This is a genomic window from Stenotrophomonas sp. JC08 (assembly GCF_052180205.1).
Taxonomy (GTDB): Bacteria; Pseudomonadota; Gammaproteobacteria; order Xanthomonadales; family Xanthomonadaceae; genus Stenotrophomonas.
The window spans coordinates 2,861,589-2,882,644 of record NZ_CP197473.1 but is presented as its reverse complement, the minus strand read 5'-3'; the positions used below and the strand labels follow the sequence as shown (position 1 = coordinate 2,882,644).

Sequence of the window (21,056 nt, the reverse complement as noted above, 5' to 3'; positions counted from 1 at the left end):
TATGGCCGACGTCCACATCCGTCCCGCAACGGCCGAGGATGCGGGGCTGATCCTGCATTTCATCCGCGAACTGGCGATCTACGAGAAGGCCGAATCCTCGGTGCAGACCGATGAGGCCGGCATCCGTGCCAGCCTGTTCGGTGCCGATGCCAAGGCGCAGGCGCTGGTGTGCGAACGCGACGGGCAGGCGATCGGCTACGCGGTGTACTTCTACAACTACTCCACGTGGCTGGGCCGCAACGGCATCTATCTGGAAGACCTGTACATCAGCCCCGAGCAGCGCGGCAGCGGTGCCGGCAAGGCGCTGCTGCAGCACATCGCCAGGCTGGCGGTGGCGCAGGGCTGCGGGCGATTCGAGTGGTCGGTGCTGGACTGGAATACGCCGGCCATCGAGTTCTACAAGGCGGCCGGCGCCGTGGCGCAGGACGAGTGGACGGTGTACCGGCTGCAGGGCGATGCTCTGCGCAAGTTTGCTGAAGGCCGCTAGCGTAGTGCCGAGCCATGCCCGGCAGAGGCGTTTGTGGTGCCACGATTTCGCAGGAGCGGTGTAAGCCGCGAAGCTCATATCAATGAGGCTGCGGCACATGCGCAAGAAGACAAAAAAGCCGCAGTGTCGCCACTGCGGCCGGGGAATCCATCGGAGGCTGATCCTGCCTCCATCCATCGTCCCTGCTATGGACTTCCATTCTCCGGATCGACAATGACAGCGGCGTGACAATCACCGGTATGCGCTGACGCAACGGGCCGCGTTATCTGCTTGAGAAGGACATGAGGCCGGTACTCCGGTTCCTCACTCTCAAGGGCAGGCCGGTTGTATGCGCAGGTGCCTGCCGGAACCCCGTTGTTTGATGGCTGGATCGTTGCCACTGCAAGCATTTGCGCCTGTTGCAGATGCACACCGCGGCACGATCTTGCGGTAGAGTTGCGCGGTGCCCATTCTGACGACCAAGCGTTACCTTTCTTCCGCTCGCCGCTGGTGGCGATGGTGGCCCGTTGCCGTCGTCCGTACCGCCACCGTCGATTCCCGGAAGGAAAGCCGTCTTGATCACGCAAGAGCAGTTCCAGCAGCTGGCCACTGAAGGCCATAGCGCACCCCCGCACAATTTCGTCCCCGTCGTCCGTGAAGTGCTGTCCGACCTGGACACGCCGCTTTCGGTCTACCTGAAGCTCGCCGACGGTCCGTATACCTATCTGTTCGAATCGGTCGAGGGCGGTGAGCGCTTCGGTCGTTATTCGATCATCGGCATGCCCGCACGCCGCATCTACAGCTTCCGCGGCCATACGCTGGAAGTGAGCGAACTGGGCGAAGTGGTGGAGCGCCGCGAGGTTGCCGATCCGCTGGCCGAAGTGGAAGTGCTGCGCAAGCAGTATTCGGTGCCGCAGCTGGACGGCCTGCCGGGTTTCACCGGCGGCCTGGTCGGCTGGTTCGGCTTCGAGTGCATCCAGTACATCGAACCGCATCTGGGTGCGGGCGACAAGCCTGATGAACTCGGTACGCCGGACATCCTGCTGATGCTGTCCGAAGAGCTGGCGGTGTTCGACAACCTCAAGGGTCGCCTGTACCTGATCGTGCACGCCGACCCGTCACAGCCGCAGGCCTGGGCGCGGGCAAACCGTCGTCTTGATGAGCTGGCCCATCGCCTGCGCCAGGGCGGTGCCGGTTACCCGCAGCCGCAGGTGTCCGATGCCATCGACGAGCAGGATTTCCAGTCCTCCTTCACCCGCGAGGAATATCACGCGGTGGTGCGCAAGGCCCAGGAATACGTGCTTGCCGGCGACATCTTCCAGGTGGTGCCGAGCCAGCGCTTGCGCGTGCCGTTCCGCGCGCGGCCGATCGACGTCTACCGCGCGCTGCGTGCGTTGAATCCGTCGCCATACATGTATTTCATCGACGTGGGTGGCACTCAGGTGGTGGGTTCGTCGCCGGAGATCCTCGCGCGGCTGCGCGATGGCGTGGTCACTGTGCGGCCGATCGCCGGTACCCGCCCACGCGGCGCCACGCCGGAGCTGGACAAGGCGTTGGAAGCCGAGCTGCTGGCCGATCCGAAGGAACGTGCCGAGCACGTGATGCTGATCGATCTGGGCCGCAACGACGTCGGCCGCATTGCCGAGCCGGGCACCGTGCAGGTGGGCGAGCAGTTCGTGATCGAACGCTACAGCCACGTCATGCATATCGTCAGCGAAGTGACCGGCACGCTGAAGGCGGGCCTGAGCTACAGCGACGTGCTGCGGGCGACCTTTCCGGCCGGCACGGTCAGCGGTTCACCGAAGATCCGTGCATTGGAAATCATCCGCGAGCTGGAGCCGGTCAAGCGCAACGTGTACTCCGGTGCGGTCGGCTACATCGGCTGGCACGGCGATGCCGATACCGCCATCGCCATCCGCACCGCGGTGATCCAGGACGGCCACCTGTACGTGCAGGCCGGCGGCGGCGTGGTCCATGACTCCGATCCGGACGCCGAGTGGCAGGAAACCATGAACAAGGGCCGCGCGCTGTTCCGCGCGGTGGCGCAGGCGGCGAAGGGGCTTTGATCCCGCGTCCGTTACCGACCTACAGGCAGGAATTCCCATGCTGTTGATGATCGACAACTACGACAGCTTCACCTTCAACCTTGTGCAATACCTGCAGATGCTGGGTGCCGAGGTGAAGGTGGTGCGCAATGACGCGATCAGCGTCGAGCAGATCGCCGCGTTGCAACCCTCGCACATCGTGGTTTCTCCCGGACCGAAGACGCCCAACGAAGCCGGTGTATCGCTGGAGGTGATCCGCCAGTTGGGGCCGAGCATTCCCCTGTTCGGCGTGTGTCTGGGCCACCAGAGCATCGGCCAGGTGTATGGCGGGAACGTGATCCGCGCCGGCAACATCATGCACGGCAAGACTTCGGCCATCCGGCATGAAGGCAAGGGCGTGTTCGCCGGTCTGCCGGACGGCTATGAGGCCACCCGTTACCACTCGCTGGTGGTGGACAAGGACAGCTTGCCGGCCGAACTGGAGATCACCGCCTGGACCGAGAATCCGGATGGTTCGATGGAGGAGATCATGGGCCTGCGGCACCGTGAATATCCGGTGGAAGGCGTGCAGTTCCATCCCGAGTCGATCCTCACCCAGCACGGTCACGCATTGTTGAAGAACTTCCTGGATCGTACGTGCTGATCGCCTTGCGTCATCTCCAGCAGTCCAGTCGCTGTTGCCTGACGGTAGCCGTGGGGCCGGCATCGTGAGTGATGCGGACCTGCGGCTGTTCGTGGTGATGCTCGGTGGCCGTCATGCGCGTGCCAATACCGAAGTGCATGACGTGGTGTTCGCGGTCGCGCCGGAGATCGGGCAGACCTACGCGCAGCTGCGCCAGCAATGGTTCGGCGAGCCGGGCGGGTTGCACCTGGATTCGTGGATGACGGTCGACGGCGTCGAGGACTGGCAGGTACGCCTGTCGCAGGATGCGCCCGCTGCCGATGCGCCGACGCTGTTCTTCGTCAACCTCGGTGGTTACGTGGACGGCGAGTTCGGTGAAGCGCACCGCTATCTGCTGGTGATCGCCGCCGACGCGGTGGAAGCCAAACACAAGGCACTGGCGCAGGCCGAAGCGCAGTGGGTCAAGCCGCACCGTGACGCCTTGCTGGACGTGGACAGCTGCCTGCCTGTCGGCCCGATCGGTGGCCTGCATGTGCAGCTGATCCCCGGCCCCCACACCGGCATCCGCTGCCACAGCGACTACATCGTTATTTCCTGACACTGGAGTTTTCATGACCATCACCGCGCAGGAAGCCCTGCAACGCACCATCGAGCATCGGGAAATCTTCTTCGACGAAATGGTCGAGCTGATGCGGCAGATCATGCGCGGGGAAATCTCGCCGACCATGACCGCGGCGATCCTCACCGGCCTGCGCGTCAAGAAGGAAACCGTGGGCGAGATCGCCGGCGCGGCCACGGTGATGCGCGAGTTCGCGTTGCCGGTACAGGTGTCCGACAAGACCCATCTGGTCGATATCGTCGGGACCGGTGGCGATGGCTCGCATACCTTCAACATCTCTACCTGCTCGATGTTCGTGGTGGCCGCGGCCGGCGCCAAGGTGGCCAAGCATGGCAACCGCAGCGTGTCGTCCAAATCCGGCAGCGCCGATGCGGTGGAGGCGCTGGGGGCGGTGATCGAGCTCACCCCGGAGCAGGTGGCTGTTGCGATCGAGCAGACCGGCATCGGCTTCATGTTCGCGCCGATGCACCACCCGGCGATGAAGGTCGTGGCGCCGGTACGCCGGGAGATGGGCGTGCGCACCATTTTCAACATCCTCGGTCCGCTGACCAACCCGGTCGGTGCCACCAATATCCTGATGGGCGTGTTCCATCCGGATCTGGTCGGCATCCAGGCGCGTGTGCTCGGCGAGCTGGGCGCAGAACGGGCGCTGGTGGTGTGGGGTCGCGACAACATGGACGAGATCTCGCTGGGCGCCGGCACGCTGGTTGGCGAGCTGCGTGACGGCAAGGTGCGCGAGTATGAAATCCATCCGGAAGACTTCGGCATCGCCATGTCCGCCAGCCGCAATCTCAAGGTCGCCAATCCGGAAGAGTCCATCGCCATGCTGCGTGGCGTGCTGGACAACGTGCCCGGCCCGGCCAACGACATCGTCGCGCTCAATGCCGGCGCCGCGCTGTATGTGGCCGGCGTGGCCGACAGCATCGCCGATGGCCTGGCGCGCGCACGCGCGGTGATCGCCGATGGCAGTGCCCGTGCGCGCATGCAGCAGTACGTCGCCGCCAGCCGTATGCTGGCCGGCAAGTCCTGAGTTTTCCGATTTTCCGTATCCGCAACACCCGTCTTCCAGGAAGCCGATCCATGAGTGACATCCTCAACACCATCCTCGCCCGCAAATCGCAGGAGGTGGCCGAGCGCAGTGCCCGCATGCCGTTGGCCGAGTTGAAAGCGCGCGTGGCCGATGCGCCGCCGGTGCGCGGCTTTGCCAATGCGCTGCAGGCGGCCATCGCCAATGGCGACCCTGCGGTGATCGCCGAGATCAAGAAGGCCAGTCCGTCCAAGGGCGTGATCCGCGCCGAGTTCCATCCGGCCGACATCGCCGTGAGTTACGAGTTTGGCGGTGCCAGCTGCCTGTCGGTGCTGACCGACGTGGATTTCTTCCAGGGTGCCGACGCCTACCTGCAGCAGGCACGCGAGGCCTGCACGTTGCCGGTGCTGCGCAAGGACTTCGTGATCGATCCATACCAGGTGGTCGAGGCCCGCGTGCTGGGTGCCGATTGCGTCCTGCTGATCGTCGCCGCGCTGGATGATCGCCAGCTGGCCGAGCTGTCCGATCTGGCGATGCAGCTGGGCATGGACGTGCTGGTGGAAGTGCACGACATCGACGAGCTCGAGCGCGCGCTGCAGGTGCCGGTGCCGCTGGTGGGCATCAACAACCGCAACCTGCGCACGTTCGAGGTTTCGCTGGACACCACCTTGTCGATGAAGGACGCGGTGCCGCGCGACCGCCTGCTGGTCACCGAAAGCGGCATCCTCGGTCCGGCCGACGTGACGACCATGCGCGACGCCGGCATCAATGCGTTCCTCGTCGGTGAGGCTTTCATGCGCGTGGACGAGCCGGGTGAGGGCCTGCGTCAGCTATTCTTTCCGGCATGAGCGACTCCTATCCTGTTCCCCATGACGACGCGCAGCTGGTCGTCTTCGACTTCGATCACACCCTGTACGACGGCGATTCGGGCAGCCACCTGTTCGCCTGGCTGATCAAGCGCAATCCGTTGCGGCTGCTGGCCGCATTGCTCATCACCCCGGTTTTCGGACCGTTGGTGGCGATGTTGCCGACCCGGCGCTTCGGGATTTCCGGTTATGTGTGGATCGCCACGTTCGGCCTGCACCGGGCGCGTGAGTTCAACCGCATCATCGACCAGTACGTGCTCCGGCATGAGGCGGAAATCCGCCAGAAGCTGCTGCCGCATGCGCTGGACGTGTTCGCCGCGCACCGCAGGGCCGGTGACCGGGTGGTGGTCGCCACCGGCGCACCGCCGGAGCTGGCCCGCGCCATCCTCACGTTCGTCGCCCATCAGGGCGTGCCGGTGATCGGCAGCGAGGTAGGCCCGCGACTGGGGGCGATGGGCGCCACCCGGCACTGCCACAACGAGGAAAAAATGCGCATGCTGCGCGAACGCGGCTACGGCGACATCGCCATCGCCTATTCGGACAGCACCGCCGACCTGCCGCTGCTCAAGGCGGCCAGGGCGCCGGTGGTGGTCAATCCGAAGCATTCGCGCGTGGCGTATTTCGGCAAGGTATTGCCGGCCGGTACACCGATCCTGAACTGGGGTTGCCCGGGCCGTGGTGGTGATCCACTGCCCTGACCGGGACGCAATCCGGACAGTCACAAGGTGATGCGGGCGGCCATCAGAAGCCGCCCCTCTTGGCCGTGACCGGAAAAGAGCCTGTCATACACGGATGTGGCAGGCTCCCGCTTATGCGTTGATGCTCTTCCGACAATGCCGGGCGGAGCGTCTGCCTGAAGCCGGTTCAGCGGGTTCCGTACAGCACCACGGTCTTGCCGCGCGCATGCAGCAGGCCGTCGACCTGCAGCTTCTTCAGTACCCGGCCGGCCATTTCACGCGAACAGCCGACCAGCCGGGCGATTTCCTGGCGCGAAATCCGCAGCTGCGTGCCTTGCGGATGGCTCATCGACTCCGGCTCCTTGGCCAGGTCGTGCAGGGTGCGGATGATGCGGTCGGTCACGTCTAGGAACGCCAGCCGGCTGGCCTTGCGGCTGGTGTGCAGCAGACGTCGCGAGATCTGTGAGCCGATCGCATACAGCAGCTTGGGCGCATCCGCGGACAGCGGCCCGAGGAACAGCTGATGCAGACGCTCGTAGCTGATTTCGGCCAGTTCACACGGGGTGCGGGTACGCAGGATGACCTCGCGCTTGTCCGACTCGATGAACAGGCCCATCTCGCCGACGAACTCGCCGGCGCCGAAATAGCCCAGCACCAGTTCGCGGTCGTCCTCTTCCTCGGCAATGATGCTGACCGAGCCGCTGATGACGTAATACATGGTGCCGGCGGCGTCGCCGGGGCGGAAAACATCGGTCCGGGTGGGATAGCGGCGGCGGTGGCTGTGGGCCAGGAAACGATCGATGGTGGCTATGTCCAGAGCCAGTGGGCTGGAGGCGAGACGCGCAGTAGACACGGTTTTGACGTTCCCTTGGCTCATGATGACATTCGTGGGGCGGTGAACCCGCCGATCCGGGCAAGCTTAGCGACGCGCATGATGGCGGGCAAACCTATATGACCGGATGCACGTATCACAGGGGGGAACTTTGCCCCATAATCGACCCCTTTCCCACCATTCACAGGATCGACCGCCGTGGTCAAGCCGTTGCCTCGCCTGAGGTTGCAAGGGTTCAACAACCTCACCAAGGCCTTGAGCTTCAACATTTATGACGTCTGCTACGCGCGCAGCGAAGAGGAACGCCAGCGCTACATCGAGTACATCGACGAGGAATACAACGCCGATCGTCTCACGCAGATCCTCACGGACGTTGCCGAAATCATTGGTGCGAACATTCTCAATATCGCACGCCAGGACTACGACCCGCAGGGCGCGTCGGTGACCATCCTCATCTCCGAGGAGCCGGTGATCGACAAGCAGGCGGCCGGCAAGGAACTGATCTCCGATGCGGTGGTCGCGCACATGGACAAGTCGCACATCACCGTGCACACCTACCCGGAGACGCATCCGCAGGAAGGTATCGCCACGTTCCGTGCCGACATCGATGTGGCCACCTGCGGCGTGATCTCGCCGCTGAAGGCGTTGAACTACCTGATCGAGAGTCTGGAATCGGACATCGTGATCATGGATTACCGCGTGCGTGGCTTCACCCGTGACGTGAAGGGCAAGAAGCACTACATCGATCACAAGATCAATTCGATCCAGAACTTCCTGGCCAAGAACATCAAGTCGCGTTACCAGACCTTCGATGTCAACGTCTACCAGGAAAACATCTTCCACACGAAGATGCACCTGAAGGACTTCGACCTGGACCAGTACCTGTTCGAGGAGAAGGCCAGGAACCTGTCCTTCAAGGAACGCATGAAGATCGAAACGCTGCTCAAGCGCGAGATCGAGGAACTGTTCCACGGCCGCAACCTGGCCGAGTAAGCGCTCACTGCGTGGGCCGGCATTGCCGGTGCGCGCGACAGGCGGGACGGCCCGCCCCCCGGGATGATCCGGGGACCACAGCCGACGGCGGCCCGGAGCTCACGCACCGGGCCGTTTTTTTTGGCATGAAATCAGGGAGAAAACACGATGGCCTGGATCTATCTGCTGGTGGCCGGTCTGTTCGAAGTGGTCTGGGCCATCGGCCTGAAGTACACCGAAGGCTGGACGCGCCTGTGGCCCAGCGTGGGCACGCTGGTGGCGATGGGGGTGAGCTTCTGGTGCCTGTCGCAGTCGTTGCGGTCGATTCCGATCGGCACCGGCTATGCGATATGGACCGGGATCGGGGCGGTGGGCGCCGCGGCGCTGGGCATCGTGCTGTTTGGCGACAGTGCTTCCTGGCCGCGCCTGCTGTGCATCGGCCTGATCGTTTCGGGTGTGATCGGCCTGAAGCTGTTCGGCTGACAGCGGCTCGAGGTGTCGGGCAATGCCGTGAAGGGGGCGTCGCCGGCAATGTCCGGCACCGCCCCTGTCCTGCCGGTTTCGGTTCAGATCCGGTAGGCCACGGTCTTCATGACTTTGGAGGCCAGTGCCATCGCCGAGGGGATCGGGAAGGGCAGTTTGCGGGCGCCGGCATGTTCGGCATGCTCGGCGTGGCGGGCCTCATCGTCCTTCATTACCTTGAGGATCTCGCGGCTGCGCTGGTCGGCTGCCGGCAGGGTTTCCAGATGCTCGTCGAGGTGGGCTTCGACCTGGCGCTCGGTCTCCACCACGAAGCCCAGGTTCCAGCCGTCGCCACGCAGGCCCGCCAGAGTGCCGATGGTGTAGCTGCCGGCATACCACAGCGGGTTGAACAGGCTGGGGCGGCTGCCCAGTTCGCGCAGGCGGTCGGCGCACCAGCTCAGGTGGTCGGTTTCCTCCTGCGCCGCGGCAAGCAGGTGCTCACGGGTGGCGGGGTCGCGGGCAACCGCAGCTTGGCCGAAGTACAGCCCCTGGGCGCAGACTTCGCCGACATGGTTGATGCGCATCAGGCCGGCGGCATGGCGCGTCTCCGCCGGCTCCAGGACCACCTCGGGGGTATTCCCGGCAGGGTTGGCGCGGGCCGCCGCCGGGTTGCCGAACACCGTGTCCAGTGCGCGTTGTGCTTCGGTGAGCAGGTGGTCCAGCGGGGTCTGTACGCGGGCGGTGGTGGTCATGGCGGTCTGGAGCGGGCGGGGTGTCGGGATTCTCGCCGCTGCTCCCGGGCCTGCCAAGGCCACCTGTTGCCACAAGGTGCGGGAGCTTGCGCCCGCCCCACTCGGGGGGTATGATTCGGCGCTTGTGTTTCATCTTCACAACGCGTGGCAGAGTTCCGGCGGGCCTTCCGTCGCAATGAGCCCGACCTAACAGAGTTCTTTATGAGCACTTTCACTGCAAAGAACGAGACCGTCCAGCGCGACTGGTACCTCGTTGACGCCGAAGGCAAGACCCTTGGCCGTCTGGCTACCGAACTGGCCCGCCGTCTGCGCGGCAAGCACAAGCCGGTTTACACCCCCCACGTTGATACGGGCGACTACCTGGTCGTCATCAATGCAGAAAAGATTGCCGTCACCGGCAACAAGCTGCAGGACAAGATGTATCACCGTTTCACCGGCTATATCGGCAACCTGAAGAGCGAATCGCTGGGCCAGGCGCTTGAGCGTCACCCGGAGCGTGTGCTCGAGACCGCGGTCAAGGGCATGCTGCCGAAGGGTCCGCTGGGTCGCCAGATGTACCGCAAGCTCAAGGTCTACGCCGGCGCCGAGCACCCGCACGCCGCCCAGCAGCCGCAAGTTCTGGATATCTAATCATGGCTATCACGCAAAACTACGGCACTGGCCGCCGCAAGTCCTCCACCGCCCGTGTGTTCCTGCGCAAGGGTGCCGGCAACATCACCGTCAACGGCCGTCCGCTGGACGAGTTCTTTGGTCGTGAAACCGCGCGCATGATCGTGCGTCAGCCGCTGGAACTGACCAACAACACCGAGAGCTTCGACATCCTGGTCACCGCCTCCGGTGGCGGCACCACCGGTCAGGCCGGTGCGATCCGTCTGGGCATCGCCCGTGCGCTGGTCGAATACGACGAAACCCTGAAGACCGAGCTGCGCAAGGCCGGCTTCATGACCCGTGACGCCCGTGAAGTCGAGCGTAAGAAGGTCGGTCTGCACAAGGCCCGTCGCGCCACCCAGTTCTCCAAGCGCTGATTTCCAGCGTGCTGGATCGGGCAACTCCGGTTGCCCGGCTGGTTGCGGAGCAAAAGCCCGGCCTGGCCGGGCTTTTGCTGTTCTGGTGGCAGGTGTTTTGCCGGTCCGCGCAGTCTCGGCGGATTCCGGGCAAAGAAAAAGGCCAGATCATTCGATCTGGCCTTTTGGTATCTGGCAGCCCCGGAAGGATTCGAACCTCCGAATGCCTGAGTCAGAGTCAGGTGCCTTACCGCTTGGCGACGGGGCTGTGGAATGCGTGATTATCGCATGCGGCAGATCGAAGGCCAAGGTGCGGGCAATCGTGCGTGCTGCGGTGCGATGAAAAAAAGCCAGATCAGAGATCTGGCTTTCTGGAATTTGGCAGCCCCGGAAGGATTCGAACCTCCGAATGCCTGAGTCAGAGTCAGGTGCCTTACCGCTTGGCGACGGGGCTGCAGGTTGAGGGCTTTCCAGCTCTCGTTCCCTTGGTGGCTATGGGTGGACTCGAACCACCGACCCCAGCATTATGAGTGCTGTGCTCTAACCGGCTGAGCTACATAGCCTCAGGGAGCCCGCAATTATTCTCGGGTAGCCGGTTCATGTCAATAGATTTTTTCCGCGCTTGTGGCCCGGCGGTCACCATGGCAGAGTCACTGCAGTAGATTTTTCAGGAGTCCGCATCGTGATCGATCCGGACGGCTATCGACCGAACGTCGGCATTGTGCTGATGCGTGAGGATGGACAGGTGTTCTGGGCGCGCCGTGTGCGTCGGGATGGCTGGCAGTTCCCGCAGGGTGGAATGAATACCGACGAAACGCCGATCGAGGCCATGTATCGCGAGTTGCAGGAAGAAACCGGTCTGTTGCCCGAGCACGTCGAAGTGCTGGGAGCGACGCCCGGCTGGTTGCGTTACCGGCTGCCCTCCCGGGCGATCCGCCACAACGAACGGCAGATCTGCGTCGGCCAGAAGCAGGTCTGGTTCCTGTTGCGGCTGACGGGTGACGAGGCGCATGTGCGGCTGGACATGACCGACAGTCCCGAGTTCGACCACTGGCGCTGGGTGGATTTCTGGTATCCGGTGGAGCATGTGGTGATGTTCAAGCGGGGCGTGTATGCGCGCGCCTTGCGGCATCTGGCGCCACTGGCGCAAGGAGTGGCCGGGGGTGGCATACAGGCGATGCCGCGTGCGGCGCAGGAAGCCTGGTTGCCGGGAAGCAATGCCGGCCATGACCGTCCGCGCAAGCGGAACGGACGCAATTCCGCGTGGCCGCGGCGGCGCGCGCAGGAAGATTAGGGAAGGTTCACTTTCTCAATTGACAACCATTCGCGTTTGCGGTTGAATCTCGATCAGCCAATCCGGCTGCTCGAGGTCAACGCAGCATGTACGTCTGCATCTGTATCGGGGTGACCGATCACCAGATCCGCGAAGCCGCACTCGCCGGCTGTGAAACCGTTGCGGAATTGACCATGCGTACCGGCTGCGGCTCCAATTGCGGGTCGTGCCTGGGAATGGCGGCCGACTTGCTGGAACAGGCACGAAACACGCGGTCGTTGCCGTTGCCGGTCCTGGGGCTCGCGCAGGCGGCCTGATCGTCCGACCCCCGGCTTAGGGCGTGGTCAATGATCACGATTCGCGTTTCTTCGCGATTTCCCACTAAGCGCTAGAGTGTTCGCAGAACATCTGCTGGAGCTAGCGCAATGAAGAGCGACGCCAAAGTCATCGGATTCCTCAACAAGGTCCTCTACAACGAGTTGACCGCCATCAACCAGTACTTTCTGCACGCCAAGATGCTGAAGAACTGGGGGTTGAAGGAGCTTGCCGAGCACGAATACAAAGAGTCGATCGAGGAAATGAAGCATGCGGACGCCTTGTCCGACCGCATCCTGTTCCTTGAAGGCCTGCCCAATTTCCAGGCGCTGGGGAAGCTGCGTATCGGCGAGAACCCGGTCGAGATCCTCAAGTGCGATCTGGCGCTGGAAAACGAGGCGGTGGTCGTACTGCGCGAGGCCGTGGCCTATGCCGAGAGCATTGCTGATTACGTCAGTCGCGAGCTGTTCGTGAAGATCCTCGATTCCGAAGAGGAGCACATCGACTGGCTGGAGACCCAGCTGGACCTGATCCAGCGTATCGGCGAACCGAACTACCTGCTGACCAAGCTGGACGACTGAGCGCGGCTCAGCGTTCCAGCACGGTGGCCGCCTCGCGCATTTCCGACTGGTAGCCGATCAATGCCAGCCGTGCGCGGGCGAACTCGGCGATGACCAGCGCCACCATGACGGCCGGCCGATCCAGGGTGCCGGCGCGGGCGTCCAGTTCGATGCGGCGGGCGGCCGCTGACAGGGCCATCGCGCCGACATTCGCACTGGAGGATTTGAGGCTGTGGGCTAGTTCGCGCAGCTGGTCCAGATCCGGAACCAGTGCCGCCTCTTGCAGCTTGCGCACCACCGGCGAAGTGTCGTCAAGGAATACGTCGATGATGGTGGCGGTTTCCGCGCCGGCGATCTCGCGAAGCTCATCCAGTACATCGCGCTGCAGCACCGGCAGCGAAGCGGACGGTGGGGTGGGCGAGGCGGATTCTTCCGGCACCACGATCGCGGTTGCCGCAATGGCGGGTTCGGGAGTCTGTGTGCGGGTTGCTGGCGCCGGTGCGGGGCTGCACCAGCGCTGCAGGCAGGCGGCCAGTTCCTGGCGGGAGATGGGCTTTGACAGGTAATCGTCCATGCCGGCATCCAGGCAGCGCTGGCGGTCACCGGCCATGGCGTTGGCGGTCATGGCGATGATGGGCAGGCGCGGCAAGCCGTTGGCCGCTTCATGCGTGCGCCAGTGCCGGGTGGCGCTATAGCCGTCGAGCACCGGCATCTGGCAATCCATCAGCACGGCGTCGTAAGGGTGGTCGCGCATCTTCTGCAGGGCGATTTCGCCATTGATCGCGGTGTCGGCCTGGCAGCCGAGCACGGACATCAGCTTCTGTGCGACCAGCAGGTTCACAGGATTGTCCTCGACCAGCAGCAGGCGGCTGCCCGCAATCGAGCCACTGACGGGGGCGTCGTGGGTGATCGTGTCGACGGCGGCGGCGAACGCCGGAGCGGCCGGTGCTGCGGGAGTCAGGGCCGAGCGCAGGTCGGCGTCGGGGCTTTGTCGCGGAAGCAGGGTGCCGTGCGAGCGCAGTTCCTCGGCGAAGCTGGCTTCGCCATACAGCCAGACCAGATGCAGGTCCCCGTGTCCCTTGCGGGCGATGGCGCGGTGCAGGGCCAGTGCGCTGTGGCGCAACGGCTCCAGGTCGCCGATGACGATATCGCAGGCGCCCCGTTGCGGGCTGCCATTGCGCAGGCGCTCCAGCGCCTCCTGCACGGTATCCACGCTGCGCACTGCAAAGCCCCAGCTTTGCAGCAGCAGTTCCAGCCGCTGGCGCAGGCGGGGTTCGGGGGTGACCAGCAGGACACGCCGCGCATCGTGTGCCGGTGCGTTCTGGTGCAGGTCGCCGATGATCTTCAGCAGCGGGATCTCGAACCAGAAGGTGGCGCCGTTGCCGGGCGTGGAAATCACGCCGATCTGCCCGTGCATCAGGTCGATGATGCGCTTGCAGATCGCAAGCCCCAGCCCGGTGCCGCCGTACAGCCGGGTGGTGGAGGCATCGGCCTGGGTGAAGGACTTGAACAGCCGTTCCTGCTGCTGCGCATCGATGCCGATGCCACTGTCGCGGACCTCGAAACGCAGCTGGTGCTGGGCATTGGTTTCGCCCAGCCGTTTGACGTGGATCTGGATGCTGCCGTGCTCGGTGAACTTGATGGCGTTGACCAGCAGGTTGCTCAACACCTGGCGCAGGCGCACCGGGTCGCCACGCACGGAAAGACGCACGGCCGGGTCCAGGTCCAGGCTGATGCGCAGCCCCTTGTGCTCGGCCGAGCGCTGCATCAGCTGCAGCATCGAATCGAGCAGTTCACGCAGGTTGAAGGTGGTGATCTCCAGTTCCAGCCGCTGGGCTTCGAGCTTGGAGTAATCAAGGATGTCATCGACGATGCGGAACAGCTGGCGCGAGCTGTCGTGGGCGGTGTCGAGCATCTCCCGCTGTTCGGGTTCCAGCGGACCTTGGGCAACCAGCTCCAGCATCGGGATGATGCCGTTGAGCGGGGTGCGGATCTCATGACTCATGGTGGCCAGGAACTCGCTTTTGGCCAGCGTCGAGGCCTCTGCTTCCTGCTTGGCCAGCAGCAGCTGTTGCTCCAGCCGGGTGTGGCGCAGCGCCTCCTGCCGCAGCTGCGCGAGCTCGCGTTCGCCTTCCCGTAATTGGCGCTGGCGAATTGCCAGGGTGTCCACCGCGTTACGCGCCGCGCCTGCGGCAAACAGTGCGCAGCAGGCCGCGGCGACCGCCGCGGCAGTGGCGGCCAATGCCGCGCTGCTTGCCGGAAGCAGCCAGATGCAGGCGCCGGCGACGACTGCGAGGACGGCGGCGGCCAGCGCCGTGTATGTGCCTGTACCGGTACGTGCTTCCGGCTGCATGCTCAAAGCACCGCGTTCTGGAAGTCGAAATCCAGCTCGGTTCCCACCGACTGCACAACGTTGCCCTGGATGAAGTCCACGCCACTCATCCACATCGCCGCGGCCGCCTGTGGATCCTCGATCTGCTGGCCGATGATCTGCAGCCCCGCCTGGCGGGCGCTGTCGATGGCCAGGCGCAGCTCGTCGCGCAGCTTCTGGTCGCCGGCGCTGCGGGCAAAGCGGCCGGCCATGCGCACATAGCTGAGCGGCAGCTGGGTGAGCAGGGCATTGGCTTCATCACCGGGCTCGAACCGGCTCAGGCAGAACTGCACACCGGCAGGCATCAGCTTGCGGCAGAACTGCTGCAGGGTGGCCGCATGTACCAGCGCATCGTCCAGACGCACATCCACGATCAGGCCGTTGCCGGGGATCTGCCGTTCGCGCAGGGCCTTCAGCAGCCACTCGGCAAAGCTGTCACGTGCCAGTGTGCGCAAGGATTGCGATACGAACAGCCGCATCGGCGGGGTTGCGTGCTGGTACAGGTGCAGCATGCCGAGGGCGTGGTCGAGCACCTGCTGGTCGAGGTCGGCAATGCGTCCGGCGGCTTCGGCGGCGGGAATCACCTGCCCGGCCGACAGCAGGGTACCGTCGCTCTTGCGCAGGCGCAGCAGCACCTGGTACTGGGCGGTGTCACCGCCGGCCACGGCGACGATGGGCTGGTAGGCCAGCTCGATCTGGCCATCAAGCAGGGCCAGGTGCTCATGCGCGGTGGCATCTTCCGTGGGCTGGTAGGCGGCCACCCCGTCGGTCAACAGGCGCGCCTGCAGGGCGGCGCGTTCCACCGCTTCCAGCGCGCTGCCGGCGTCTCTGAAACCGTGTGACAGGCTGGCATGGCCGATGGCGCAGCGCAGGTGGATCGGCTCGTCCTCGCGGGCCAGCAGCGTATGTGCCGACAGTGACCCACGCACCGAGTGCGCCAGCGCATCCAGCGCGGCTGCGTCCAGGTCACGGGCCAGCAGCAGGAAGCTGTTGTCATTCAGGCGTGCCAGCAGATGTGGCCGGGCGGCTTCGGCCAGGCGGCGGCCGGCCTGCACCATCAGCCGCTCGAAGGCGGCGTAGCCATAGCGCTCGCGCAATCCCAGCGCGCTGGCGACCTCGATGAACATCACCCCGCCCGCGTGGTTTCCCTCCAGTGCCGCGGTCAGCTGCAGCATCAGGTTGTGGCGGGTGGGAAGTCCGGTTTCCGGATTGACCAGTGCCGGTGCATCGCCGCCGGCGCCCTGTGCCTGCTGGCGTGCACGGCGGATACGGTTGGAGACCGCCGCCACCAGGTGGCGCGGGCGGATGGGCTTGGTCAAAAAGTCATCGGCGCCGCTGTCGAGCACCTCGAACTGGCGCTCGGGGTCCATGTCGCCGGTCAGGAACACGATCGGCAGCAGCTGCTGCTGCGGATTCTGGCGGATCAGCGTGGTCAGGCGCATGCCATCCAGGCCGGGCATGTGCAGGTCCATCAGCACCAGGTCGGGCCGGTGCTCACTGATCGCCTGCTGCACGCCTTCCACGTCCATCTGCACGATCGCCTGCATGCCGGCACCGTGCAGCACGCTCTGCGCGAACAGCGCCTGCGGGCGGTCGTCCTCGACGATCAGTACCCGGTACGGAGCCTCCGGCGCAGCTCCCGGCGCGGCACTTGCCGCTGCGGCCGGAGCCGGGGTCGGCGTCTGCGCAGGCGCGGAGGTGCTTGCGAGGGCCGCAAGGCCAGCCGGGGCGGCATTGCCCACACTCCAGCGCTGCCAGTAATTGGCCGGCGGGGTCTCGGCGCGAAGCGGCCGCGTGGACGAGGTCACGGTGTCGTTGGTTGCCATTGATACTCCCTCTCGACCGTGAATTATGCGGTCAAGGTGGCGGCAGCAGCGAATGGTCGCCGGCTGCCGGTGGCGGCACAGGGCCGGATGAGGGGGATGGGGCGGCGAACAGGCGGCGCAATCCGCGCCAGAGCATGCGCCACACCAGCCATACCAGCAGCGCGCCGATCAGGCTGGCGCCGATCACGAAAACCAGCGCCAGCAACGGATTGGCCATCGCCAATGCCAGTCCGCCAATGACCACGCCGTCCTCGGCGGTGGAGGCGACCCAGTTGCTGGCCGGCTCCGGCGAGGTGTTGAGCAGGGCGCGGGTGCCGCTTTTCAGGCCGTGGCTGGCCAATGCGACACCGGCGCCGGCGGCGAGCAGACCGGTGCTCAGCTCGCCGTCGGGTGACAATGTGGCGGCGGCCAGGAAGGCACCGGCCGGAACCCGCGCCAGGGTCTGCAACAGATCCCAGATGGAGTCCACGCCGGGGATCTTGTCGGCGAAAAACTCGACGATGGCCAGCGCGCCGGACGTTCCCAGCACCCACCAGGACTCGGTGGCCTGCAGGGCCGGGGGCAGGTCCACCCAGCCCAGCAGCCCGGCCAGGCCGACACCGAACACGGTCAGGTAGACACGGATGCCGGCCAACCATGCCAGCAGGATGCCGATGACGAATATATGGGCGTCGGTCACGGTCGTCGGTTCCGGGGGAACTGTGAGCAGGATCGCAACTATCGGGCATGCCCGCGGTGATTGCCAGAACGGCGCGGGCGACGGTCGTTTACACTGCCGCGTCGTTTCAAACGGAGCACGCGCATCTTCCCGTGGGACAGGTGCCGGGTACTGCCATGAACAACCGACCCACCTCGCGCTTCCAGATCACACCGCGCACGCCACAGCATCCGCGCCAGCGCCGGGTGCAGCTGGCGGTGCTCGCCGTGGCCTGGGGGCTGTCATTGCTGCTGGTCGGCTGGCTGGCGGCCCGCTACGCCTCGCCCGAGGCCGGTGGCCTGCGTGAACGCCTGCGCCAGAGCAACCAGCAGCTGGAGCAGCAGCGCGCGCAGGTCGAAGAGTTGCGCCAGCGCCAGGCCACGCTGGAGGCCTCCGACAGGATCAGCCGCGCGGCCAATGCCGAAGTGCAGGCCTCGCTGTCCGAGCGCGACGAGGAGATCGCGGGGCTGCGCGCGGATGTGGCCTTCTACGAACGGCTGGTGGGAGCCACCAGCCAGCGCAAGGGCCTGAATGCGCACTCGGCGGAGTTCTCGCCCGAGGCCGCCGGCAGCTGGCATTACAGCGTGGTGCTGACCCAGAACCTGAATCGCGGCGCGATCAGCCAGGGGCAGATGCGCTTTACCGTGGAAGGGGTGAAGGACGGCAAGCTGACCACGCTCGGCTGGGACGAGCTGCACCAGCGCAAGGGCGTGCCGGGGCAGGAGTATTCGTTCCGCTATTTCCAGCAACTGGACGGGAGCGTGATGCTGCCCCGGGATTTCACCCCGCAACGTGTGCGAGTCTCCCTGTCCGGGCCGGGGGGCGGCGCGACGCAGACTTTTGATTGGAAACTCGCCGGTAGCGGCAGAGGGGAGTAAGCATGTTCGGCAACAAATCCAACCGTGACAGCCACCTGGTGGTGGACGCCCTGATCGGGCCGCAGGTGGTGATCCGTGGTGATGTGGTGTTCAGTGGCGGGCTGTATGTGGAAGGTCGCATCGTGGGCAAGGTGGTTGCCGAGGAAGGCAGCAACGCGGTGCTGACGCTGGCCGAACAGGGCCATATCGAAGGCGAGATCCGCGCCTCGGTGGTGGTGCTCAGTGGCCGGCTGGATGGCGACGCGCACGCCAGTGAACGCATCGAGCTGACCGCCAGCGCGCGCGTGACCGGCGATGTCCACTACCAGGTGGTGGAGATGAGCGCCGGTGCGCAGTTGAACGGCCGGCTCCTGCACACCCCGCCGGCCGTGGCCGCGCTGCCGGCACCGGAAGCCGGCAAGGCCGCGAAAACCCGCAAAGCTGAAGCCGCCGAGGCTTGAATCGACCGCCCCCCGTCCCCATGCTGTGGGCATGAGCACGCTTGTTTCCCTGCCCGGTGCGCAGCCGGCACCTGATTACCAGTCCCTGGACCGTCCGCTGAACTTCACCGTCGCAGCGGCGGCGAAGGTGCGCGAGCTGATCCAGGACGAGGGCAACGCCGCACTCGCGCTGCGGGTCTACATCCAGGGCGGGGGCTGCTCCGGCTTCCAGTACGGCTTCGAATTCGACGAGAACCGGGCCGAGGATGATCTGGCGGTGGTGACCGAAGATGTCACCCTGCTGGTCGACCCGCTGAGCCTGCAGTACCTGATGGGCGCGGAAGTGGATTACAGCGAAAGCCTGACCGGCGCGCAGTTCGTGATCCGCAATCCCAACGCGCGCACCACCTGCGGTTGCGGCAGCAGCTTCACCGTCTGATTTTCCAGGGTTGCAGGTGCCGCTTGCGATAGTGGCGCTTTGCCGGCAGGCTCTGGCCGATGTCCATCCACCCGACTGCTGATTTTTCCGGTTATGCCTTCGCCACGGCGCCGCTGGACCGTGCCGATGCGCTGCGCGATGACCCCGCTGCGCTGGCCGCGCACTGGCCGCAGGCGCGCGTGCTGGTGCTGGATGCCGATGGAACCGCGTTCGCCGACGGGGCGGGACAGCCGTTCACGCTGACCGGTGGTGAACTGGGTGGTGGCCCGGGCACGGCGATCTTCCTTGGCCTGGATGCGGGACAGGCGGTGTTCGTCATCGAGGCCAGCGCACTGACGGTGCGGGCGCCGCAACGGGTGGATCTGCGCCAGGCGGCGCTGAGCTGGCCGGCGGCCGATGCGGCGCTGTTCTGCTATGCGCGCGGCATGTCGTACTGGCATTCGCGCAACCGCTACTGCGGTGTCTGCGGTGGTGCGGTGGCGTTCCGCCGGGGCGGCTTCCTCGGGCAGTGCGGGCAATGCGCCACCGAACATTACCCGCGGGTCGATCCGGCGGTCATCGTCGCCGTCGAGAACCGCGGACGGCTGCTGCTGGGCCGCCAACCCAACTGGGCGCCGCGGCGTTATTCGGTGCTGGCCGGCTTCGTCGAGCCGGGCGAGACCTTCGAGCAGACCGTGGCACGCGAGGTGTTTGAAGAAAGCCGGGTACGGGTGCGGCAGGCGCATTACCTGGGCACCCAGCCGTGGCCGTTCCCCGGTGCGCTGATGGTGGGCTTTTGCGCCACCGCCGAGGATGACGTGCCGGTGGTGGATGGCGAGCTGGAAGACGCGCGCTGGTTCAGCGCCGGGGACGTGGAGGCGGCGTTGCGGCGTGAACACGAGGATGATGGCGAGGGCATCCTGATGCCGCCGCGGATATCGATCGCGCGCAGTCTGATCATCGACTGGCTGCGGCGCCAGCGCGGTTGAGTTCCAGCAGCTTTACAGGGGGTGGGATGATGCCCGCGGGTGTGACGGGAGGACGCACATGTTCACGACATTGTTGGCGGTGATCGCGGCACTGGTGCTGGGGCATCTGGCTCCATCACTGGTGGCCGGCGTGCGTGACTGGCGCTGGTTCGAGCGCTGGCTGGCATGGGTGCAGGCAAGAAGCGGTGGCGAGGACAGCCGTCATGGGCTGTGGCTGGCCTTGCTGCCGTGCGTGCTGCTGGTGGCGCTGCTGCAATGGATGTTGTCCGGCCGCCTGTTCGGCCTGCCGGCGCTGTGTTTCGGTATCGCCATCCTGGTGGTGTGCTGGGGGCCGCGGGATCTGGATCGTGACGTGGAAGCGGTGATCGATGCCGATGACCCGATGGCCGCCACGGCGGCAGCAGCCCACCTGCAGCGTGCTGGCGGCAGCCTGGCGGAAGAGGTGCCCTCGCTGGTGGATGCCGTCGCCATCAACGCCCTGCGGCGCTGGTTCGCGCCACTGTTCTGGTTCCTGCTGCTGGGGCCGCTCGGCGCGGTGCTGTACCGGCTGCTGGCGCAGGCCACGCAGGGTGCCACGCGCGAGGTGCTGGCGGGCGCGGCGCGTGACGGCGGTGATATCGCGTTGAAACTGCTGGAATGGCCGGTCGCGCAGCTGATGACCTTGGCAATGGCGCTGGCGGGAAATTTCGATACGGTGCTCTCGGCCTGGCGCCGGGCCGGTGGCAACCGCGCGTCGCTGTCCAGTGGTTTTCTCGCCGAGGCGGCACGTGCAAGCGTGGGCGCCGAGCTGGTGGAGGAGGCCGAGCGGGTGAGTCTGGAGGGACTGCTGCCGCCGGACGAGCGTTTTCCCGAACTGCGCGATGCGATGAGCCTGATCTGGCGCATGCTGCTGCTGTGGCTGGTGGTGCTGGCGCTGCTGATCATCACCGGCTGGGTGGGGTGAGGGCGGTACCCGCGCTTTCCGGC

24 protein-coding genes and 3 tRNA genes are annotated in these 21,056 nt (G+C 65.4%); 19 read left to right on the top strand and 8 right to left on the bottom strand.

The window, feature by feature from the left end:
• The first annotated feature begins 1 nt into the window (after position 1).
• The 7 genes from ACSBPQ_RS13240 (at position 2) to ACSBPQ_RS13210 (ending at position 6,343) form a co-directional block, all read left to right on the top strand.
• Positions 2-487 (top strand): GNAT family N-acetyltransferase, encoded by a 486-nt coding sequence (locus tag ACSBPQ_RS13240; RefSeq protein WP_442682573.1) that lies wholly within the window; start codon positions 2-4, stop codon positions 485-487.
• Between the two features lie 554 nt (positions 488-1,041).
• Positions 1,042-2,532, top strand: coding sequence for an anthranilate synthase component I (gene trpE / locus ACSBPQ_RS13235; protein WP_442682572.1), 1,491 nt, complete (start codon positions 1,042-1,044; stop codon positions 2,530-2,532).
• Positions 2,533-2,569: 37 nt separating this feature from the next.
• Entirely contained in the window at positions 2,570-3,154 is a 585-nt protein-coding gene (locus tag ACSBPQ_RS13230) for an anthranilate synthase component II (protein ID WP_442682571.1), read from the top strand.
• A gap of 34 nt (positions 3,155-3,188) precedes the next feature.
• Complete coding sequence (locus ACSBPQ_RS13225) at positions 3,189-3,731, top strand: DUF1543 domain-containing protein (RefSeq protein ID WP_442682570.1); 543 nt, start codon at positions 3,189-3,191, stop codon at positions 3,729-3,731.
• Positions 3,732-3,744: 13 nt separating this feature from the next.
• The gene (gene trpD, locus ACSBPQ_RS13220; protein ID WP_442682569.1) at positions 3,745-4,782 is read left to right on the top strand and encodes an anthranilate phosphoribosyltransferase; all 1,038 of its coding nucleotides are present in this window, start codon (positions 3,745-3,747) and stop codon (positions 4,780-4,782) included.
• Positions 4,783-4,832: 50 nt separating this feature from the next.
• A complete protein-coding gene (gene trpC, locus ACSBPQ_RS13215) occupies positions 4,833-5,627 on the top strand; it encodes an indole-3-glycerol phosphate synthase TrpC (protein WP_442682568.1) in 795 nt (264 codons plus the stop codon).
• Entirely contained in the window at positions 5,624-6,343 is a 720-nt protein-coding gene (locus ACSBPQ_RS13210; RefSeq protein WP_442682567.1) for a haloacid dehalogenase-like hydrolase, read from the top strand. Before trpC ends, ACSBPQ_RS13210 begins: the two co-directional genes overlap by 4 nt.
• A 166-nt stretch (positions 6,344-6,509) precedes the next feature.
• Here the strand turns inward: ACSBPQ_RS13210 and crp are convergent, their stop codons facing one another.
• Positions 6,510-7,199, bottom strand: coding sequence for a cAMP-activated global transcriptional regulator CRP (gene crp, locus ACSBPQ_RS13205; protein ID WP_442682566.1), 690 nt, complete (start codon positions 7,197-7,199; stop codon positions 6,510-6,512).
• A 153-nt stretch (positions 7,200-7,352) separates the two neighbouring features.
• Here crp and speD point away from each other — a divergent pair, with 153 nt between their 5' ends.
• Positions 7,353-8,147: an adenosylmethionine decarboxylase gene (gene speD, locus ACSBPQ_RS13200; RefSeq protein WP_442682565.1), complete on the top strand. Its 795-nt coding sequence runs from the start codon at positions 7,353-7,355 to the stop codon at positions 8,145-8,147.
• 147 nt (positions 8,148-8,294) lie between these two features.
• Positions 8,295-8,609: a quaternary ammonium compound efflux SMR transporter SugE gene (gene sugE, locus ACSBPQ_RS13195; protein ID WP_442682564.1), complete on the top strand. Its 315-nt coding sequence runs from the start codon at positions 8,295-8,297 to the stop codon at positions 8,607-8,609.
• A gap of 83 nt (positions 8,610-8,692) precedes the next feature.
• Here sugE and coq7 read toward each other — a convergent pair whose 3' ends face one another.
• Positions 8,693-9,340: a 2-polyprenyl-3-methyl-6-methoxy-1,4-benzoquinone monooxygenase gene (coq7, locus tag ACSBPQ_RS13190; protein ID WP_442682563.1), complete on the bottom strand. Its 648-nt coding sequence runs from the start codon at positions 9,338-9,340 to the stop codon at positions 8,693-8,695.
• Between the two features lie 201 nt (positions 9,341-9,541).
• Between coq7 and rplM the strand changes: the two genes are divergently transcribed.
• Together rplM and rpsI are read left to right on the top strand one after the other, a co-directional pair.
• On the top strand, positions 9,542-9,970 hold the full coding sequence (rplM, locus tag ACSBPQ_RS13185; RefSeq protein ID WP_442682562.1) for a 50S ribosomal protein L13: 429 nt from the start codon (positions 9,542-9,544) through the stop codon (positions 9,968-9,970).
• 2 nt (positions 9,971-9,972) lie between these two features.
• Positions 9,973-10,365, top strand: a complete 393-nt coding sequence (rpsI, locus tag ACSBPQ_RS13180; RefSeq protein ID WP_442682561.1) for a 30S ribosomal protein S9 — start codon at positions 9,973-9,975, stop codon at positions 10,363-10,365.
• A 172-nt stretch (positions 10,366-10,537) separates the two neighbouring features.
• Here the strand turns inward: rpsI and ACSBPQ_RS13175 are convergent.
• The 3 genes from ACSBPQ_RS13175 to ACSBPQ_RS13165 form a co-directional block, all read right to left on the bottom strand.
• A tRNA-Gln gene (locus tag ACSBPQ_RS13175) sits at positions 10,538-10,612 on the bottom strand.
• Between the two features lie 111 nt (positions 10,613-10,723).
• Positions 10,724-10,798 (bottom strand) — tRNA-Gln (locus ACSBPQ_RS13170).
• A gap of 32 nt (positions 10,799-10,830) precedes the next feature.
• A tRNA-Met gene (locus tag ACSBPQ_RS13165) sits at positions 10,831-10,907 on the bottom strand.
• A 119-nt stretch (positions 10,908-11,026) separates the two neighbouring features.
• On the opposite strand from ACSBPQ_RS13165, the gene ACSBPQ_RS13160 reads away from it, so the two are divergent.
• The 3 genes from ACSBPQ_RS13160 (at position 11,027) to bfr (ending at position 12,513) form a co-directional block, all read left to right on the top strand.
• Positions 11,027-11,638: an RNA pyrophosphohydrolase gene (locus ACSBPQ_RS13160; protein ID WP_442682560.1), complete on the top strand. Its 612-nt coding sequence runs from the start codon at positions 11,027-11,029 to the stop codon at positions 11,636-11,638.
• A gap of 86 nt (positions 11,639-11,724) precedes the next feature.
• Positions 11,725-11,934 carry a (2Fe-2S)-binding protein gene (locus ACSBPQ_RS13155; RefSeq protein WP_442682559.1) on the top strand — a complete coding sequence of 70 codons (210 nt, stop codon included), beginning with the start codon at positions 11,725-11,727 and terminating at the stop codon, positions 11,932-11,934.
• Positions 11,935-12,042: 108 nt separating this feature from the next.
• Positions 12,043-12,513, top strand: a complete 471-nt coding sequence (gene bfr / locus ACSBPQ_RS13150) for a bacterioferritin (protein WP_442682558.1) — start codon at positions 12,043-12,045, stop codon at positions 12,511-12,513.
• Between the two features lie 7 nt (positions 12,514-12,520).
• On the opposite strand, the gene ACSBPQ_RS13145 is transcribed toward bfr, so the two are convergent.
• From ACSBPQ_RS13145 to ACSBPQ_RS13135, 3 genes are read right to left on the bottom strand one after another with little or no spacing between them, the layout of a single operon-like run.
• Positions 12,521-14,845: an ATP-binding protein gene (locus tag ACSBPQ_RS13145; protein WP_442682557.1), complete on the bottom strand. Its 2,325-nt coding sequence runs from the start codon at positions 14,843-14,845 to the stop codon at positions 12,521-12,523.
• Between the two features lie 2 nt (positions 14,846-14,847).
• Complete coding sequence (locus ACSBPQ_RS13140) at positions 14,848-16,713, bottom strand: EAL domain-containing protein (RefSeq protein WP_442684591.1); 1,866 nt, start codon at positions 16,711-16,713, stop codon at positions 14,848-14,850.
• Positions 16,714-16,720: 7 nt separating this feature from the next.
• Positions 16,721-17,368 (bottom strand): DUF4126 domain-containing protein, encoded by a 648-nt coding sequence (locus tag ACSBPQ_RS13135; protein ID WP_442682556.1) that lies wholly within the window; start codon positions 17,366-17,368, stop codon positions 16,721-16,723.
• Positions 17,369-17,523: 155 nt separating this feature from the next.
• Between ACSBPQ_RS13135 and ACSBPQ_RS13130 the strand changes: the two genes are divergently transcribed.
• The 5 genes from ACSBPQ_RS13130 to ampE are packed head-to-tail and all read left to right on the top strand — an operon-like array spanning position 17,524 to position 21,033.
• Positions 17,524-18,264, top strand: coding sequence for a DUF6776 family protein (locus ACSBPQ_RS13130; protein ID WP_442682555.1), 741 nt, complete (start codon positions 17,524-17,526; stop codon positions 18,262-18,264).
• Positions 18,265-18,266: 2 nt separating this feature from the next.
• Positions 18,267-18,704 (top strand): bactofilin family protein, encoded by a 438-nt coding sequence (locus ACSBPQ_RS13125; protein ID WP_442682554.1) that lies wholly within the window; start codon positions 18,267-18,269, stop codon positions 18,702-18,704.
• Between the two features lie 31 nt (positions 18,705-18,735).
• Positions 18,736-19,122 (top strand): iron-sulfur cluster insertion protein ErpA, encoded by a 387-nt coding sequence (gene erpA, locus ACSBPQ_RS13120; RefSeq protein WP_442682553.1) that lies wholly within the window; start codon positions 18,736-18,738, stop codon positions 19,120-19,122.
• Between the two features lie 59 nt (positions 19,123-19,181).
• Positions 19,182-20,090, top strand: a complete 909-nt coding sequence (gene nudC / locus ACSBPQ_RS13115; RefSeq protein ID WP_442682552.1) for an NAD(+) diphosphatase — start codon at positions 19,182-19,184, stop codon at positions 20,088-20,090.
• Positions 20,091-20,148: 58 nt separating this feature from the next.
• The gene (ampE, locus tag ACSBPQ_RS13110; protein ID WP_442682551.1) at positions 20,149-21,033 is read left to right on the top strand and encodes a regulatory signaling modulator protein AmpE; all 885 of its coding nucleotides are present in this window, start codon (positions 20,149-20,151) and stop codon (positions 21,031-21,033) included.
• Positions 21,034-21,056: the final 23 nt, after the last annotated feature.

Coding starts and splice junctions, on each gene's coding strand:
- ACSBPQ_RS13145 (WP_442682557.1), bottom strand. CDS start 14,845: ATGCAGCCGGAAGCACGTACCGGTACAGGCACATACACGGCGCTGGCC.
- ACSBPQ_RS13240 (WP_442682573.1), top strand. CDS start 2: ATGGCCGACGTCCACATCCGTCCCGCAACGGCCGAGGATGCGGGGCTG.
- crp (WP_442682566.1), bottom strand. CDS start 7,199: ATGAGCCAAGGGAACGTCAAAACCGTGTCTACTGCGCGTCTCGCCTCC.
- nudC (WP_442682552.1), top strand. CDS start 19,182: ATGTCCATCCACCCGACTGCTGATTTTTCCGGTTATGCCTTCGCCACG.
- trpD (WP_442682569.1), top strand. CDS start 3,745: ATGACCATCACCGCGCAGGAAGCCCTGCAACGCACCATCGAGCATCGG.
- ACSBPQ_RS13155 (WP_442682559.1), top strand. CDS start 11,725: ATGTACGTCTGCATCTGTATCGGGGTGACCGATCACCAGATCCGCGAA.
- erpA (WP_442682553.1), top strand. CDS start 18,736: ATGAGCACGCTTGTTTCCCTGCCCGGTGCGCAGCCGGCACCTGATTAC.
- bfr (WP_442682558.1), top strand. CDS start 12,043: ATGAAGAGCGACGCCAAAGTCATCGGATTCCTCAACAAGGTCCTCTAC.
- ACSBPQ_RS13230 (WP_442682571.1), top strand. CDS start 2,570: ATGCTGTTGATGATCGACAACTACGACAGCTTCACCTTCAACCTTGTG.
- ampE (WP_442682551.1), top strand. CDS start 20,149: ATGTTCACGACATTGTTGGCGGTGATCGCGGCACTGGTGCTGGGGCAT.
- sugE (WP_442682564.1), top strand. CDS start 8,295: ATGGCCTGGATCTATCTGCTGGTGGCCGGTCTGTTCGAAGTGGTCTGG.
- coq7 (WP_442682563.1), bottom strand. CDS start 9,340: ATGACCACCACCGCCCGCGTACAGACCCCGCTGGACCACCTGCTCACC.
- ACSBPQ_RS13130 (WP_442682555.1), top strand. CDS start 17,524: ATGAACAACCGACCCACCTCGCGCTTCCAGATCACACCGCGCACGCCA.
- trpC (WP_442682568.1), top strand. CDS start 4,833: ATGAGTGACATCCTCAACACCATCCTCGCCCGCAAATCGCAGGAGGTG.
- ACSBPQ_RS13210 (WP_442682567.1), top strand. CDS start 5,624: ATGAGCGACTCCTATCCTGTTCCCCATGACGACGCGCAGCTGGTCGTC.
- rplM (WP_442682562.1), top strand. CDS start 9,542: ATGAGCACTTTCACTGCAAAGAACGAGACCGTCCAGCGCGACTGGTAC.
- ACSBPQ_RS13125 (WP_442682554.1), top strand. CDS start 18,267: ATGTTCGGCAACAAATCCAACCGTGACAGCCACCTGGTGGTGGACGCC.
- rpsI (WP_442682561.1), top strand. CDS start 9,973: ATGGCTATCACGCAAAACTACGGCACTGGCCGCCGCAAGTCCTCCACC.